Here is a 14,229-nt window from a genome sequence, read left to right on the forward strand (position 1 = left end):
CGCAGCGTGCCTACGAGAGCGCCGCCGGTGATCATGACTCTGCGGTGAAGCCGATTTGCTTGACCAGCGGTCCCCAGCGCTCGTACTCCGCCTTCTGGTCAGCCGCCATTTCCTGCGGCGTGCTGCCGTTCGCCACCAGGCCGACCAGGGCCAGGGCGTCGATCACCGACTTGTCCTTCAGCGCGGCGGTGATCGCGGCGTTGGCGGACGCGATGGTGGCGGTCGGCGTCTTGGCGGGGGCGTAGAAGCCGAACCACTCTTCCGAGGTCACGTCCGGGTAGCCGAGTTCGGTGAAGGTGGGCACATCGGGCAGATAGGGCGAGCGCTTGCGCCCGGAGGTGGCCAGCACGCGCACGCGGCCGGTCTTCATGTACTGCAGGTAGTCGCCGCTGGGGTTCATGGCCGCGGCGATCTGGCCGCCCACCAGGTCGGTGATGCTGGGCACGGTGCCGCGGTAGGGCACGTGCTTGAGCTCCACGCCCGCACGCAGGCCGAGCAGCGCGCCCAGCAGGTGCGGCATCGAGCCCGCACCGGGCGAGCCGTAGCTGGCCTGCGCCGGGTTGGCCTTGGCCCAGGCGAGGAAGTCCTTGAGCGTCTTCACCTCGGCCGGCACCGCCGGCCCCACCGCCAGGCCGTGGAACATGATCGCGCCGATGGACACCGGGGCGACGTCCTCGGGCTTGTAGGCGAGCTTGGGATAGATGTAGGGATAGACCGCCAGCGCCGACACCGGGGCCAGCGTGAGCACCGAGCCATCGGCCGGCGAGTTCTTCAGCGTCTCGACCGCGATGCGGCCGCCCGCGCCGGGCTTGTTCTCGACGAAGCCGGGGTTCTTGCTGTAGGCCGTGCCGCCCAGCTTCTCGGCCACGCGGCGGGCCACGCTGTCGCCGGCGCTGCCCGCCGGAAAGCCGTACATGATCTTGACCTGGTCCAGCCCCTGCGCCAGGGCCGAGAGGGGCGACAGGCCGCCGAGGACGGCGGCGCTGCCCAGGGTATGCAGGAAGTGGCGACGGTGTTGCATGGCGATGTCTCCTTGATGAATTCGGAATGCGGGTGCCGAGGACGCAAAACCTTCGCGTCCCCTGTGTCCGGATGTTTGGATGTCCCGTCTTCAGCGCGGCGCCATGCGCAAGGCGCCGTCGAGGCGGATCACCTCGCCGTTCAAGTGGCCGTTGGTCACGAAGTGGCAGGCCAGCTCGGCGAACTCCGAGGGCTTGCCCAGGCGCGGCGGGAAGGGGATCGAGGCGGCCAGCGACTGCTGCACGGGTTCGGGCAGCTCCTTCAGCAGGGGCGTGGCGAACAGGCCCGGCGCGATGGTGCAGACGCGAATGCCGTGTTGCGCGAGGTCGCGCGCCATCGGCAGCGTCATGCCCACCAGCCCGCCCTTGGAGGCGCTGTAGGCCTGCTGGCCGACCTGGCCGTCGAAGGCCGCGACCGAGGCGGTGAACATCATCGCGCCGCGCTCGCCGCCTTCCAGCGGGTCGAGCTTCGCGCACTGCGCCGCGTAGAGGCGGCTGATGTTGTAGGCACCGATCAGGTTGACGTTGACCACGCGCACGAAGTCTTCCAGCGGCGCCGGGTTGCCATCCTTGCCGACGATGCGCTTGGCGCTGCCGATGCCAGCGACGTTCATCAGGATGCGGGCTGGGCCGTGCGCGGCGGCGGCTTTGTCCAGCGCGGCGTTCACGCTGTCGGTGTTGGTGATGTCGCAAGCGCACGCGATGCCGCCGATATCGGCTGCGACCTTCTCGGCCAGCGCGGCGTTCACGTCCAGCACCGCCACCTTGGCACCCAGGCGCGCGAGCTCGCGCGCGGTCGCCTCGCCCAGGCCCGATGCGCCGCCGGTGACCAGCGCGGCTTGTCCTTCGATCTTCATGGCTTGTCTCCTTGGGGTTTGAGCGTGAACGGCAGGCTGCCGGCGTGGAAAGCCTCCACGGTATCGGCGCGGTGCTTGAGCACGGAGCGCTGGTTGATGGAGCCCTTGTCGGTGACTTCGCCCCGATCGATCGAGGGCGGCTCGTGCTCCAGGTGCAGGCGCGCGATGCGGTTGGCGCTCCCGGTGGCGGACTTGGCAAGCTCGTCCAGCACGCGCTGGAAGTGGGCTTGCACCGGTGCGCTCTCGACGACCTCGCGCATGCCGGCATCGGCAGCGAGGCCGGCCAGTTCCCGGACCTTCTGCGTCGGGAAGATCAGCGCGCCGACCTCCTTGAGGTTGATCCCGGTCAGCACCGCGTCCTGCACGTAGGGCGCGCCAGCCGCGATGATCTTCGCGCGCAGCGGGCCCACGCTCACGAAGGTGCCGGTGGCGAGCTTGAAGTCTTCCGCGATGCGGCCGTCGAAGCGCAGCCCGCGGTGGATGTTGTTTTCGTCAATCCAGTTCACCGCGTCGCCGGTGCAGAAGAAGCCTTCCTCGTCGAAGGCTTCGGCCGTGGCCTCGGGTGCGCGCCAGTAGCCCGGCGTGATGTTGGGGCCGCGGTAACGCACCTCGGTCTTGCCGTCGGTGTCGATCAGCTTGATCTCGATGCCGGCCGCCGGCAGGCCCAGGTCGCCCGACTTGACTTCGGGGCCGGTGACGTAGAGCGCGAAGGGGCCCGATTCGGTCATCCCCAGGCCGGTGCCCATCACGATGCGCTCGCCGACTTCGGCCTCCTGCGTGCGGTGCAGGCTGTCCCACACCGGCTGCGCGAGGGCGGCGCCCGAGTAGAAGAACATCTTCACGCGCGACAACAGGTTGCGGCGCAGCACTGCGTCGCTTTCCATGGCGTGCGCGATGGCCTCGAAGCCGGTCGGCACGTTGAAGTAGATGGTGGGCGCGATCTCGCGCAGGTTGCGCAGCGTCTCGGCCATGCCGGCAGAGGTGGGCTTGCCGTCGTCGATGTAGAGCGTGCCGCCGTTGTCCAGCACGATGCCCACGTTGTGGTTGCCGCCGAAGGTGTGGTTCCAGGGCAGCCAGTCGACCAGCACCGGCGGCTCCTCGCCCAGGGCCGGGATCGACTGGCGCAACTGCTGCTGGTTGGCGCACCACATGCGGTGCGTGTTGATCACCGCCTTGGGCAGCTTGGTCGAGCCCGAGGTGAAGAGGAACTTGGTGATGGTGTCGGGGCCGGTGGCCTGCATCGCGGCGTCGATGGCGGGGGTCGCCGGGGTGGCGGCCAGCTGCGCGAGGCTCGTGGCGGGGCGGCCCTCGATCTCGCCCTCGCCGAGCACCAGCTCGATGTCGGCGGGCACGGTGGCACTGATGGCGCGCTCGAAGCGCTGGGCGTCGGCGGCGAACACCAGGCCGGGGGTCAGCGTATCCAGCACATGGCGCAGCTTGTCGAAGTCCTGGCTCACCAGCGAATAGGGCGGCGAGACCGGGCAGTAGGGCACGCCGGCGTAGAGGCAGCCCAGGGCCATGAGCGCATGCTCGATGCCGTTCTCGCTGAGGATCGCGACCGGGCGCTCGGGGCCCAGGCCGCGCTCGAGCAGGGCCTGGCCGATGCTGCGGGCCTGCCGGTGCGCCTCGGCGTAGCTCACGCGAATCCAGTCGCCCGTGCCGCCGCCGGGCAGGCGCTCGCGGCGGGCGATGAAGGTGCGATCGGGCGCGGCCTCGGCCCAGTGGCACAGGCGGTCGGTCATGCGCTCGGCATAGGGCGCGAGCTGGGCTTCGGCCCGCAGGTAACGCGTGCCGGGCGCGCCTTCGCGCAGGACGGCCCGCGTCACGCCGAAGGCGAGGGGGCGATAGCGGACCGGGGTGTTCATTCCTTTGTCACCTTGTTGGCGCGGCCTTCGAGGAAGGCGCGCACGCGTTCCTTGGCCTCGGGTGCGGCCTGGACGATGCCGGAGATCAGCGCTTCGGTGAAGAAGCCATGATCGGCCGGCTGCTCGCTGATGCGCGGCAGCGCATGCATCAGCGCGTAATTGGTCAGGGGCGCATTGCCGGCCACCTTCTGCGCGAGCTCGAGCGCCTTTTCGAAAGAGCGGCCCTCGGCCACCAGGTACTGCGCGAAGCCGGCGCGCTCGCCGGCCTCGGCGTCGTAGACGCGGCCGGTCATCATCATGTCCATCATGCGCGCGGTGCCGATCAGCTTGGGGATCCGCACCGAGCCGCCGCCGCCGACGAAGATGCCGCGCGAGCCCTCGGGCAGTGCGTAGAAGGTGGTGCTGTCGGCCACGCGGATGTGGCAGGCGCTCGCCAGCTCCAGCCCGCCGCCCACCACCGCGCCGTGCAGTGCCGCGATCACCGGCACCGGGCCGCTTTGGATGACATCGAGCGCCGCGTGCCAGAGGCGCGAGTGCTGCAGGCCCTGGCCGGCATCGCGCTCCTTCAGCTCGGAGAGATCGAGGCCGGCGCAGAAATGCGGGCCCTCGCCGTCGATGACCGCCGCGCGCACGGTGGAAGGCAGGTTCTGGAAGGTGTCGCGCAGGGCGAGGATGAGGGAATCCGACAGTGCATTGCGCTTGGCGGCGCGCGTCAGGCGGATGATGGCGATCTCGTCGCGGATTTCGAGTTGAAGGTCTGTGGTGGTGGTCATGGTTGCGCTCCCGGTTAGGATCGATTATGGTTATGGAAAATAACTAATTCAAGCCGAGACTACGGGCTCGGCACCCGGACTTACCCTTAGTCGCTAGCAGCCTGGAGACAAGCCCCATGGACCACCGCAACCTGATCGCGATCGACACCCACACGCACGCCGAAGTGAGCTGCTGGAATCCCTTCGACAACTACGGCGAGGAGTACGACCGCGCGGCCGACAAGTATTTCAGGTCGAGCCGGCGCCCGACGATCCAGGAAAGCATCGACTACTACCGCGAACGCAAGATCGGGCTGGTGATGTTCATGGTCGACGCGGAGTCGAACCTGGGCCGGCGCCGCATCCCGAACGAGGAGATCGCCGAGGCGGCGCAGAAGAACAGCGACATCATGATCGCCTTCGCCAGCATCGATCCTCACAAGGGGAAGATGGGGGCGCGCGAGGCGAGGCGGCTGATCGAGGAGCACGGCGTCAAGGGCTTCAAGTTCCATCCGACGGTGCAGGGCTACCACCCCTACGACAAGATGGCCTGGCCGATCTACGAGGTGATCGCCGAGCATGGTCTGCCGGCCGTCTTCCACACCGGCCACAGCGGCATCGGCTCGGGCATGCGCTGCGGCGGCGGCCTCAGGCTGGAATACAGCAACCCGATGCACCTGGACGACGTGGCGATCGACTTCCCCGACATGCAGATCGTGATGGCGCACCCCAGCTTCCCCTGGCAAGACGAGGCGCTGAGCGTGGCCACGCACAAGCCCAATGTCTGGATCGACCTGTCGGGCTGGAGCCCGAAGTACTTCCCGAAGCAGCTGGTGCAGTACGCCAACACGCTGCTGAAGGACCGCATCCTGTTCGGCAGCGACTACCCGCTGATCACGCCGGACCGCTGGATGAAGGACTTCGAGGAGGCCGGCTTCAAGCCCGAGGTGATGCCGGGCATCTTGAAGGGCAATGCGGTCCGGCTGCTGAAGCTGGACGCCTGAGCCGATACCGGCGGCGGACGGCCCTTCACGGAACGGGCTCCTCCTCTTCCGCCGCCAGATTCCAGTCCTGCCCCGAGCGCCGCTTGCGCTCGTCGCGCTCGCGTGCGATCTGGTCCTGGAACTGCTGACGGCCTTCCTTCGAGACCGCGATCAGCTTGGCGCGGTCCTTGTAGTGCGGATAGAGCTCGTGCATGAGCTCGATGTTGCGGCGGCGGAAGCGCATCGCGGCCTCGCGCGCCTCGTAAGCCGGCCAGCCCAGGCCCTCCAGCACCGAGCGGGCGCTGCGCAGCGAGGACTCGAAGAGCTCGCGCTCGATGAATTCCACCTTGCGGTCCAGCAGCTGGTAGAGATGCCCCACGTTGCGTGCGCGGGCGATGATGCGCGCGTTCGGGAAATGCTCGCGCGCCATGTCCACGATGGCGAGCGACTGCTCCACGTCGTCGACCGCCACCACCAGCACCTTGGCAGTGCCGGCGCCGGCGGTGCGCAGCAGGTCCAGCCGCGTGGCGTCGCCGTAGAAGACCCGGAAGCCGAACTCGCGCAGGTTCTCGATGGTGTCGGGGTCGTGGTCCAGCACGGTCAGTTTCAGGCCTTGGGCGCTGAGCATGCGCCCGAGGATCTGGCCGTAGCGGCCGAAGCCGCAGATCAGCACCTTGGCGTCCTGCTGCTCGGAGATTTCCTCCATCGTGACCGGCTGGCCGGCGCTGTAACGCGGCAGCACCCACTTGTCGAGCGCCACCAGCAGCAGCGGCGACAAGAGCATCGACAGCGCCACCGCGCCGATCAGGAAAGAGGCCACGCCGGCCGGCAGCACCTGCGGCCCGGCCGCCTGGAAGACGACGAAGGCGAACTCGCCGCCCTGCGCCAGCAGCAGCGTGAACACCGGCCGCTGCTGGTAGGGCAGGCCCATCAGCTTCGCCAGCGTGAAGATCACCACCGCCTTCAACAGCATGAAGCCGAGCACGACCAGCGCCATCAGCCCCGGGCTGGCCAGCAGCACGCCGAAGTCGATGCTCATCCCGACCGCGATGAAGAACAGGCCCAGCAGCAGGCCCTTGAAGGGCTCGATGTCGGTCTCCAGTTCGCGCCGGTACTCGCTCTCGGCCAGCAGCACGCCGGCGAGGAAGGCGCCCAGCGCCATCGACAGGCCGACGAACTGCATCAGCGCGGCGATCGCCACCACCAGCAGCAGGGAGGCGGCGGTGAAGATCTCGGGCGTGTCGCTGCGTGCGATCCAGCGCAGCAGGGGACGCAGCACCAGGCGGCCGCCCAGCACGATGCCGCCGACCACCGCGACGATCTTCAGACCCTCGAGCGCCCGGTCGGCGCCGGTGAGGGCGGGCCCCGTATCGGAACCGACGGCCAGCAGGGGCAGCAGCGCGAGGATCGGGATCGCTGCCACGTCCTGGAACAGCAGGATCGAGAAGCCGGCCTGCCCGCTCGGCGTCGGCAGCAGGTTGCGCTCGCCCAGCACCTGCAGCGCGATGGCGGTGGAGGACAGCGCCAGGCCCAGCGCCGCGACCAGGGCCACGCGCCAGCTCGCGCCGCCGGCCCAGCCGGCCAGGAAGAGCACGACCGCGCAGCCCAGGACCTGGGCCGAGCCCCAACCGAAGATCGGCCGGCGCAGGCTCCACAGGCGCTTGGGCTCCAGCTCGAGGCCGACCAGGAACAGCATCAGCACCACGCCGAACTCGGCGAAGTGCAGGATGTCCACGACGTTGGTCACCAGGCCCAGGCCCCAGGGGCCGATGACGATGCCGGCCGCGAGGTAGCCGATGATCGAGCCCAGGCCGAGCGCCTTCGACAGCGGCACCACCAGCACGGCGGCGCCCAGGTAGATGAGGGAATTGACGAGCCAGGCCGGTGCGTGTTCCATCAGGCCTCCTCGGCTTCGTGCGGCCGGTCGGTGGCCGGCACCTCGCAGGCGACACACTCGGCGATGTCCTCCATCTCGGGCCAGTCGGGGTAGCTCGAGAGGCGCTGGCTGAAGACCTCGACGTGCGCCGCCAGCATCTCGGGGCTGGCGCTGCGCGCGCCGTGCAAGAGCAGCGGCGGCAGAAAGCGCATGCCGCACAGGGCGGCGGTCTGCTCGTAGGGCGGCAGGAAGGCGTCGAAGAAGTAGCGGTTGTAGCTTTGCGGGTGGTAGCTGCGCTCGGGCCCGCCGGTGGTGGCGACCAGCCAGCAGTCCTTGCCCTGCAGCGCCGTGCCGCCGCCGTAGGCCCAGCCGTAGCTCAGCACCTCGTCGAGCCAGAGCTTCTGCAGCGCGGGCATCGAATACCACTGGATCGGGTGCAGCAGCACCAGCAGCTCGGCGCGTGCCAGGCGGGCCTGCTCGGCCTGCACGTCGATCGCGAAGTCCGGGTAGCTGGCATAGAGGTCGTTGACCTCGACGCCGGGCAGGCCGCGTGCGGCCTGCAGCAGCTGCCAGTTGATGCGCGAATCGCGCCAATGGGGATGGGCGGCGAGCAGGTAGATCCCCCCTGCGGAACTGCCGGGGCCGGTGGTTGTCGTTGTCATGGTCCGCGAACATAGCGCAACTCGGACGGCCGGCGGGCGTGGCTACCATGGCGCCTTGTCTCTTCAGCCTGGAAGGAGCCTGTCATGCCGGTGGTCCTGGTCGCCAATCCCAAGGGTGGGGTCGGCAAATCCACGCTCGCGACCAACATTGCGGGCTATTTCGCGAGCCGTGGCCATGCGGTGATGCTGGGCGACATCGACCGGCAGCAGTCCTCGCGCCTGTGGCTCGGGCTGCGCACGCCGGCCGCGCGCGAGATCAGGACCTGGGAGGCCTCGGAAGACGGCAACGTGGTGCGGCCCCCGCGCGGCACCACCCATGCGGTGATCGACACGCCGGCCGGCCTGCACGGCTCGCGCCTCAAGGAGGTGGTGCCGCTGGCCGACAAGGTGCTGGTGCCGCTGCAGCCCAGCATCTTCGACATCTACGCCACGCGCGACTTCCTCGACAAGCTGCTGGCCAACCGCCATCTCGGCAAGACACAGGTCGGCGTCGTCGGCATGCGCGTCGACGGCCGCACACTGGCGGCCGAGCGCCTGCGCGAGTTCGTCGCCGGGCTGGGCGTGCCGGTGCTGGGCGAGCTGCGCGACACGCAGAACTACGTGCAGCTGGCCGCGCGGGGGCTGACGCTCTTCGACATCGCGCCGGGCCGGGTGCAGCGCGACCTCGAGCAGTGGCAGCCGATCCAGCAGTGGCTCGAAGCCTGACTGAGGTTTACCCGCAGCCGCCTTGTCGCGGCAGCTACAGCCGCGGCGCTTGCGGCCCGATACAGTGAAAGCATGAAGAAGACATTCCAGACCCTTCAGGATCTCGCCGCCTGCGTCGGCCAGGAAGTCGCGGTGAGCGACTGGACCACCGTCACGCAGGAGCAGGTCAACCAGTTCGCCGAGGCCACCGGCGACCACCAGTGGATCCACGTGGACGTGGAGCGCGCCAAGGCCGGGCCCTTCGGCGGGCCGATCGCGCATGGCTTCCTGACCCTGTCGCTGCTGCCGCGCTTCTACGAGACGGCCTTCGAGGTGGTCGAGTCACGCATGGGCGTGAACTATGGGCTCAACCGCGTGCGCTTCATGACGCCGGTGCCGGTGGGCGGCCGGCTGCGCGGCCGCATGAAGCTGCTGAGCTGCGAACCGATCGAGGGCGAGGGCGTCCAGATGGTCTGGGAAACCACCATCGAGCTCGAGGGCGCGCCCAAGCCGGCCTGCGTGGCCGAATCGGTGGTGCGCCGCTACCGCTGACGAATCCACCGGGCCGCCCGGCGCGTAGGGGCGGCATGGACCGATTGCTTTCCATGCGCGTCTTCCAGCGCGTGATCGACGAGGGCGGCTTCGCGGCGGCCGCGCGGGCGCTGGCGCTGTCGCCGGCGGCCGTCACCCGGCTGGTGGGCGACCTGGAGGCGCACCTGGGCGCGCGGCTGATGCAGCGCAGCACGCGCAGCATCCGCCTCACCGAGGCGGGGCGTGCCTACCTGGGGAGCCTGCGCGCCATCCTGCAGGGCATCGACGAGGCCGAGGCCGTGGCGGCCGCCGGCACGCGCGAGCTGCAGGGCACGCTGCGCATCGTGTCGGCGCCGGCGCTCGCGGCCCATGTGCTCGCACCGCGCATCGCGCCGTGGCGCGCGCTGCATCCCCGGCTGGCGCTGGACATCGCGACCGATCCGCTGCCGCAGCAGCTGGTGGCCGCCTTCGACCTGGGCCTGCTGCTGCTGGAAGACGGCTGCGACCTGAACCTGGCGGTGCGGCCGCTGGCCCGTACCGAGACCATCCTGTGTGCTTCGCCCGCCTACCTGCGCCGTGCCGGCATGCCGGGCCGGCCCGAGGCGCTGGCGGACCATGCCTGCCTGCGCTTTCCCGGCGTGCGCCGCCTGCGTCTCCAGCCGCGCCAGGGGGCGGCATCGGCGGTCGAGGTCGAGATGCCGGTGGCGCTGCAGTCGGCCAGCTTCGAGCTGCTCTGCCAGGCAGCGCTGGAGGGCGCCGGGATTGCCGCGCTCGCGAGCGCGCTGGTGGCAGCCCAGTTGGCCCGCGGCGAGCTGGTGCGGCTGCTGCCCGAGTGGGTCGCCGGGCGCTTCACGATCTGCGCGGCGCTCCCCAGCCGCAAACTGATGCCGGCGCGCACGCGGGCCTTCCTGGATTTTCTGGACAGTCCCTTGCCGGGCGCCGCATCCTGAGCGGCGGCAGAACGCCTCAGGCGAAGCCGTTCTGCCGCCACGCCTCGAACACCGTCACCGCCACTGCGTTCGACAGGTTCAGGCTGCGCTGGCCTTCGCGCATCGGCAGGCGCAGGCGCTGCGGCGGCGGGAAGCGTTCGCGCAGTTCCGGCGCCAGGCCGCGCGTTTCCGAACCGAAGACCAGCCAGTCGCCGGGACGGAAATCGACCTCGTGGACGGTGCGCGTGCCTCGTGTGGTGAGCGCGAACAGGCGTTCGGGCGACGGCTCCTCGGCGGCCAGCAGTGTTTCCCAGCCTGCGTGGCGCCGGACCTCGGCGTACTCGTGATAGTCGAGGCCGGCGCGCCGCAGCAGCCGGTCGTCCATCGAGAAGCCCAGCGGCTCCACCAGGTGCAGGGTGCAGCCGGTGTTGGCAGCCAGCCGGATCACGTTGCCGGTGTTGGGCGGGATTTCGGGTTCGACCAGGACGATGTGGAACATGGGCCCGATTGTCTTCATGCGGGCGGATCGGTCCGCGCCAGCACGAGCGCGGTGATGTGCGCGGCCCCGCCGGTGCGCACCACCTGCGCCGCCGAGAACAGCGAGGCGCCGCTGGTCATCACGTCGTCCACCAGCACGATGCGCCGCCCGCGCACCGCCTCGGCGCGCAGCGGCTCCAGCGCGAAGGCGCCCTGCAGGTTGCGCAGCCGCTCGGTGCGCGCAAGGCCGCTTTGCGCCGGGGTCTCCCGGGTGCGCAGCAGCAGCCGGGCATCGGTCTTCTGTGGAGCGAGCCGGCGCGCCAGCTCGTGCGCCTGGTTGAAGCCGCGCTCGCGCAGCCGGCCCGGGGCCAGCGGCATCGGCAGCACCAGGTCGGCCTGCTCCAGGGCCGGCTCGACCCAGGGGGCGCTGCGCAGCAGGGTCGCCAGCGGTGCGGCCCAGCCCGCGCGGCCCTGGAACTTGAACTGCGCGATGCAATCCGGCCAGGGCCAGGCATAGGCACAGGCCGCCAGGCAGGCGTCCAGCGGCGGCGGATGGGCGAGGCACTCGCCGCAGCGGGGCACCCCCTGCGGCACCGGCAGGGCACAGCCGAGGCAGCGTGCTGCGGGCGGCGCGAAGCGCGTCACGCAGGCGTCGCACACCGGCCGCGAGGGCCAGGCCCGGCACACGGCGCACTGGCTCGGCACGCGTTCGAGCAGGGAAGAGAGCAGAGAAGGGCGCCCGCGCCAGGGGTTGGACATGCCTCAATATACTGAGCGCCCCATGGCCACCGATCCCCCCCAGCGACCGCCGACCATCGATGCGGCGGCCGCCGCGCGGTGGAGCCGCCTCGTGCCCGAGGGCAGCGCACCCTGGCTGCACGAGGAGATCGGCCGGCGCATGGAAGACCGGCTGCAGTGGATCAAGACCCAGCCGAGCCATTGGGCCGACTGGTCTCCCCTGCGCGGCGGCATGGAGGCGCATGCGCTGCTCGCGCGCCGTTACCGCGACGCCGCGGCCTTCGTGATCGAGCCGGAACCGGCGCTGCTCGCGCCCACCCGCGAGGCGCTCGCCGCGCCCTGGTGGAGCGCTCGGCGCTGGCAAGGCGCGCGCCCGAGCTTCGATGCGCCGCCCGAGGAGGGCGTGGACCTGCTGTGGGCCAACATGGCGCTGCACATGGCGGCCGACCCGCAGGCCCTGATCGCGCGCTGGCACCGGCTGGTGGCGACCGACGGCTTCCTGATGTTCTCCTGCTTCGGCCCCGACACGGTGCGCGAGCTGCGCGTGCTGCACGAGCGCCAGGGCTGGCCGCCGGCCAGCCACGAGTTCACCGACATGCACGACTGGGGCGACATGCTGGTGCATGCCGGCTTCGCGGAGCCGGTGATGGACATGGAGCGCATCGTGCTCACCTGGCCCAGTGCCGAGGCCGCGTTGGCCGAGCTGCGCACGTTGGGGCGCAACCTCCATCGGGCGCGCTTTCCCGCGCTGCGCGGCCGGACCTGGCACCGCAACCTGCGCCGCGCGCTGCCCGACGTGGCGCTGTCCGCGGAAGGGGCGGGGCGGATCGCGCTGACCTTCGAGATCATCTACGGCCATGCCTTCAAGCCGGCGCCGCGCGTGGCCCTGGCGGCCGAAAGCGCAGTCTCGCTGCGCGAAATGCGTTCGATGCTCCAGCGCGGCGGGCGACCGGGTGGCTGAGCCCGAGGCGAGGGCCGCAGAGCCGTTCGGATCACCCGCTACAATCCGCCGTTGCGTGAACTCCGGGTATTGTCCCGTGATCGAGGCCTGTCGGACATGGGTTTGACGGCGATCGACGCACCGATTTGCTGAACTCGCTCGCCCGTGTCGAATTCCGTGTTTCGTTTTGCCACCGTTTCAGGCCAGAACATCCACTGGTTCCTGAAGCGCAACTGCTCGGTCACGCCGAGCCAGCTCGGCTGGCTCTACGCATCCTTGTGCGTGATCTCGCTGGGCATCGGAACCGTCTTCTGGCTGCATGGCGCGCTGCTGGTGTTGCCCTTCGCCTGGCTCGAGCTGGGCGCCGTCGGCTTCGCCTTCCTGCTGTATGCGCGCCACGCCGCCGACGGCGAGCGTATCGCGCTGCAGGGTGGCCGGCTGGTGGTCGAGCTCGAAAACGGCGGGCACTACGAGCGCACTGAATTCTTGCCGCACCAGGTGCGGGTCGAGCCGCAGCTCAGCGACCGGTCGCTGATCGAGGTCTCGGGACAGGGTCGTTCGGTCAGGGTGGGGCGCTATGTGCGTCCGGAGCTGCGCGCGGCGCTGGCGCGCGAGATTCGCATGGCATTGCGCGGCGCCTGAAGGCGCGGCGCGCTGCGGCACCGTGGGGACCGGTGGGTTACTTGAAAATTGAAGAAGTGAACACGATGAAGAGCAATTGGTGCAACAAGAAATGGCCGGCGAATCTGCTGCTGGCGGCCGGCGCGATGTGGGGCGGCGCGGCGCATGCAGTCAACGATCTGGCCGGCGGCCCGTCGGTGCGCCAGCTGAACCTGCCCGTGGGCGTCACCAAGATCGCGGAAGAGCAGCACTTCCTGCACACCGTGATGCTGGTCCTGTGCACGGTGATCTTCATCGCCGTCTTTGCGGTGATGTTCTATTCGATCTGGAAGCACCGCAAGTCGGTGGGCCACAAGGCGGCCAACTTCCATGAATCGGTGGTGGTCGAAGTCCTCTGGACCATCGTGCCCTTCATCATCGTGATCCTGATGGCACTGCCGGCCACCAAGGTGCTGGTGGCCCAGAAGGACACCACCAACGCCGACCTCACGATCAAGACCACCGGCTACCAGTGGAAGTGGGGCTACGACTACATCAAGGGCGAGGGCGAGGGCCTGGCCTTCATCTCCACGCTGGACAGCTCGCACCGCGCCTTGTCGGACGCCGGCGCCAAGGGCGATGTGCCGGACGACTACCTTCTGAAGGTCGACAACCCGATGGTGGTGCCGGTCGACACCAAGGTCCGCATCATCACCACCGCCAACGACGTGATCCACGCCTTCGCCGTGCCGCAGCTGGGCGTCAAGCAGGACGCCATTCCCGGCTTCGTGCGCGACACATGGTTCCGCGCCGAGAAGGTGGGCGACTACTACGGCCAGTGCCAGGAGCTCTGCGGCAAGGAGCACGCCTACATGCCGATCCACGTCAAGGTGGTTTCCAAGGGCGACTACACCGCCTGGGTCGATGCCAAGCGCAAGGAGGCGGCGGCCAAGCAGGACGACCCGACCAAGGTCTGGACCCTGCCCGATATCCTGGCACGCGGCGAGAAGGTCTATGCGGCCAACTGCGCGGCCTGCCACCAGGCCAACGGCAAGGGCGCGGGCCCGATCAAGCCGCTGGACGGCTCGGCGATCGTGGTGGACGCCGACCACAACAAGCAGATCCACATCGTGCTCAACGGCGCGAACAACGGCGCCATGCCCGCCTGGAAGCAGCTGAGCGACACCGACATCGCGGCCGTGGTGAGCTTCACCAAGAACAGCTGGTCGAACAAGACGGGCCAGCTGGTGCAGCCGGCCGAGGTGCTGGCGCAGCGCGGCAAGTAAGCCGACGCTGCCCCACGACGCCACGACGAA

General features: G+C 69.6%; 15 protein-coding genes. 7 read left to right on the forward strand and 8 right to left on the reverse strand.

Features of this window, described 5'->3' with window-relative positions; genetic code table 11:
* Window positions 1-31: 31 nt before the first annotated feature.
* From GXN78_RS19005 to GXN78_RS19020, 4 genes are all read right to left on the reverse strand, one after another.
* The gene (locus GXN78_RS19005; protein ID WP_106557505.1) at window positions 32-1,021 is read right to left on the reverse strand and encodes a tripartite tricarboxylate transporter substrate-binding protein; all 990 of its coding nucleotides are present in this window, start codon (window positions 1,019-1,021) and stop codon (window positions 32-34) included.
* Window positions 1,022-1,111: 90 nt separating this feature from the next.
* On the reverse strand, window positions 1,112-1,876 hold the full coding sequence (locus GXN78_RS19010) for an SDR family NAD(P)-dependent oxidoreductase (protein ID WP_106557504.1): 765 nt from the start codon (window positions 1,874-1,876) through the stop codon (window positions 1,112-1,114).
* Window positions 1,873-3,741, reverse strand: coding sequence for a feruloyl-CoA synthase (locus GXN78_RS19015; protein WP_106557503.1), 1,869 nt, complete (start codon window positions 3,739-3,741; stop codon window positions 1,873-1,875). Before GXN78_RS19015 ends, GXN78_RS19010 begins: the two co-directional genes overlap by 4 nt.
* Window positions 3,738-4,514 (reverse strand): crotonase/enoyl-CoA hydratase family protein, encoded by a 777-nt coding sequence (locus GXN78_RS19020; RefSeq protein WP_106557502.1) that lies wholly within the window; start codon window positions 4,512-4,514, stop codon window positions 3,738-3,740. The genes GXN78_RS19015 and GXN78_RS19020 overlap by 4 nt, the downstream gene beginning before the upstream one ends.
* Window positions 4,515-4,630: 116 nt before the next feature.
* Between GXN78_RS19020 and GXN78_RS19025 the strand changes: the two genes are divergently transcribed.
* A complete protein-coding gene (locus GXN78_RS19025; protein ID WP_106557501.1) occupies window positions 4,631-5,497 on the forward strand; it encodes an amidohydrolase family protein in 867 nt (288 codons plus the stop codon).
* Between the two features lie 25 nt (window positions 5,498-5,522).
* On the opposite strand, the gene kefC is transcribed toward GXN78_RS19025, so the two are convergent.
* Window positions 5,523-7,373 carry a glutathione-regulated potassium-efflux system protein KefC gene (gene kefC, locus GXN78_RS19030; RefSeq protein ID WP_106557500.1) on the reverse strand — a complete coding sequence of 617 codons (1,851 nt, stop codon included), beginning with the start codon at window positions 7,371-7,373 and terminating at the stop codon, window positions 5,523-5,525.
* Window positions 7,373-8,014 (reverse strand): NAD(P)H-dependent oxidoreductase, encoded by a 642-nt coding sequence (locus GXN78_RS19035; protein ID WP_106557499.1) that lies wholly within the window; start codon window positions 8,012-8,014, stop codon window positions 7,373-7,375. Before GXN78_RS19035 ends, kefC begins: the two co-directional genes overlap by 1 nt.
* 84 nt (window positions 8,015-8,098) lie before the next feature.
* Here GXN78_RS19035 and GXN78_RS19040 point away from each other — a divergent pair, with 84 nt between their 5' ends.
* The 3 genes from GXN78_RS19040 (at window position 8,099) to GXN78_RS19050 (ending at window position 10,179) form a co-directional block, all read left to right on the forward strand.
* A complete protein-coding gene (locus GXN78_RS19040; RefSeq protein ID WP_106557498.1) occupies window positions 8,099-8,719 on the forward strand; it encodes a ParA family protein in 621 nt (206 codons plus the stop codon).
* A 72-nt stretch (window positions 8,720-8,791) separates the two neighbouring features.
* Window positions 8,792-9,250, forward strand: coding sequence for a MaoC family dehydratase (locus tag GXN78_RS19045; protein ID WP_106557497.1), 459 nt, complete (start codon window positions 8,792-8,794; stop codon window positions 9,248-9,250).
* A 35-nt stretch (window positions 9,251-9,285) separates the two neighbouring features.
* Window positions 9,286-10,179 carry a LysR substrate-binding domain-containing protein gene (locus GXN78_RS19050; protein WP_106557496.1) on the forward strand — a complete coding sequence of 298 codons (894 nt, stop codon included), beginning with the start codon at window positions 9,286-9,288 and terminating at the stop codon, window positions 10,177-10,179.
* A 16-nt stretch (window positions 10,180-10,195) separates the two neighbouring features.
* Here GXN78_RS19050 and GXN78_RS19055 read toward each other — a convergent pair whose 3' ends face one another.
* Both GXN78_RS19055 and GXN78_RS19060 read right to left on the reverse strand, forming a co-directional pair.
* A complete protein-coding gene (locus tag GXN78_RS19055; protein WP_106557495.1) occupies window positions 10,196-10,657 on the reverse strand; it encodes a tRNA (cytidine(34)-2'-O)-methyltransferase in 462 nt (153 codons plus the stop codon).
* 14 nt (window positions 10,658-10,671) lie between these two features.
* Entirely contained in the window at window positions 10,672-11,394 is a 723-nt protein-coding gene (locus GXN78_RS19060; RefSeq protein ID WP_106557494.1) for a ComF family protein, read from the reverse strand.
* A gap of 22 nt (window positions 11,395-11,416) precedes the next feature.
* On the opposite strand from GXN78_RS19060, the gene GXN78_RS19065 reads away from it, so the two are divergent.
* From GXN78_RS19065 to coxB, 3 genes are all read left to right on the forward strand, one after another.
* Window positions 11,417-12,334: a class I SAM-dependent methyltransferase gene (locus tag GXN78_RS19065; RefSeq protein WP_106557493.1), complete on the forward strand. Its 918-nt coding sequence runs from the start codon at window positions 11,417-11,419 to the stop codon at window positions 12,332-12,334.
* Between the two features lie 144 nt (window positions 12,335-12,478).
* Window positions 12,479-12,955, forward strand: coding sequence for a DUF2244 domain-containing protein (locus tag GXN78_RS19070; protein WP_106557492.1), 477 nt, complete (start codon window positions 12,479-12,481; stop codon window positions 12,953-12,955).
* 65 nt (window positions 12,956-13,020) lie between these two features.
* Complete coding sequence (coxB, locus tag GXN78_RS19075) at window positions 13,021-14,199, forward strand: cytochrome c oxidase subunit II (protein ID WP_106557491.1); 1,179 nt, start codon at window positions 13,021-13,023, stop codon at window positions 14,197-14,199.
* The last annotated feature ends 30 nt before the right edge of the window (window positions 14,200-14,229 follow it).

The sequence above is a fragment of the Variovorax sp. WS11 genome, from assembly GCF_010499245.1.
Taxonomy (GTDB): domain Bacteria; phylum Pseudomonadota; class Gammaproteobacteria; order Burkholderiales; family Burkholderiaceae_C; genus Variovorax.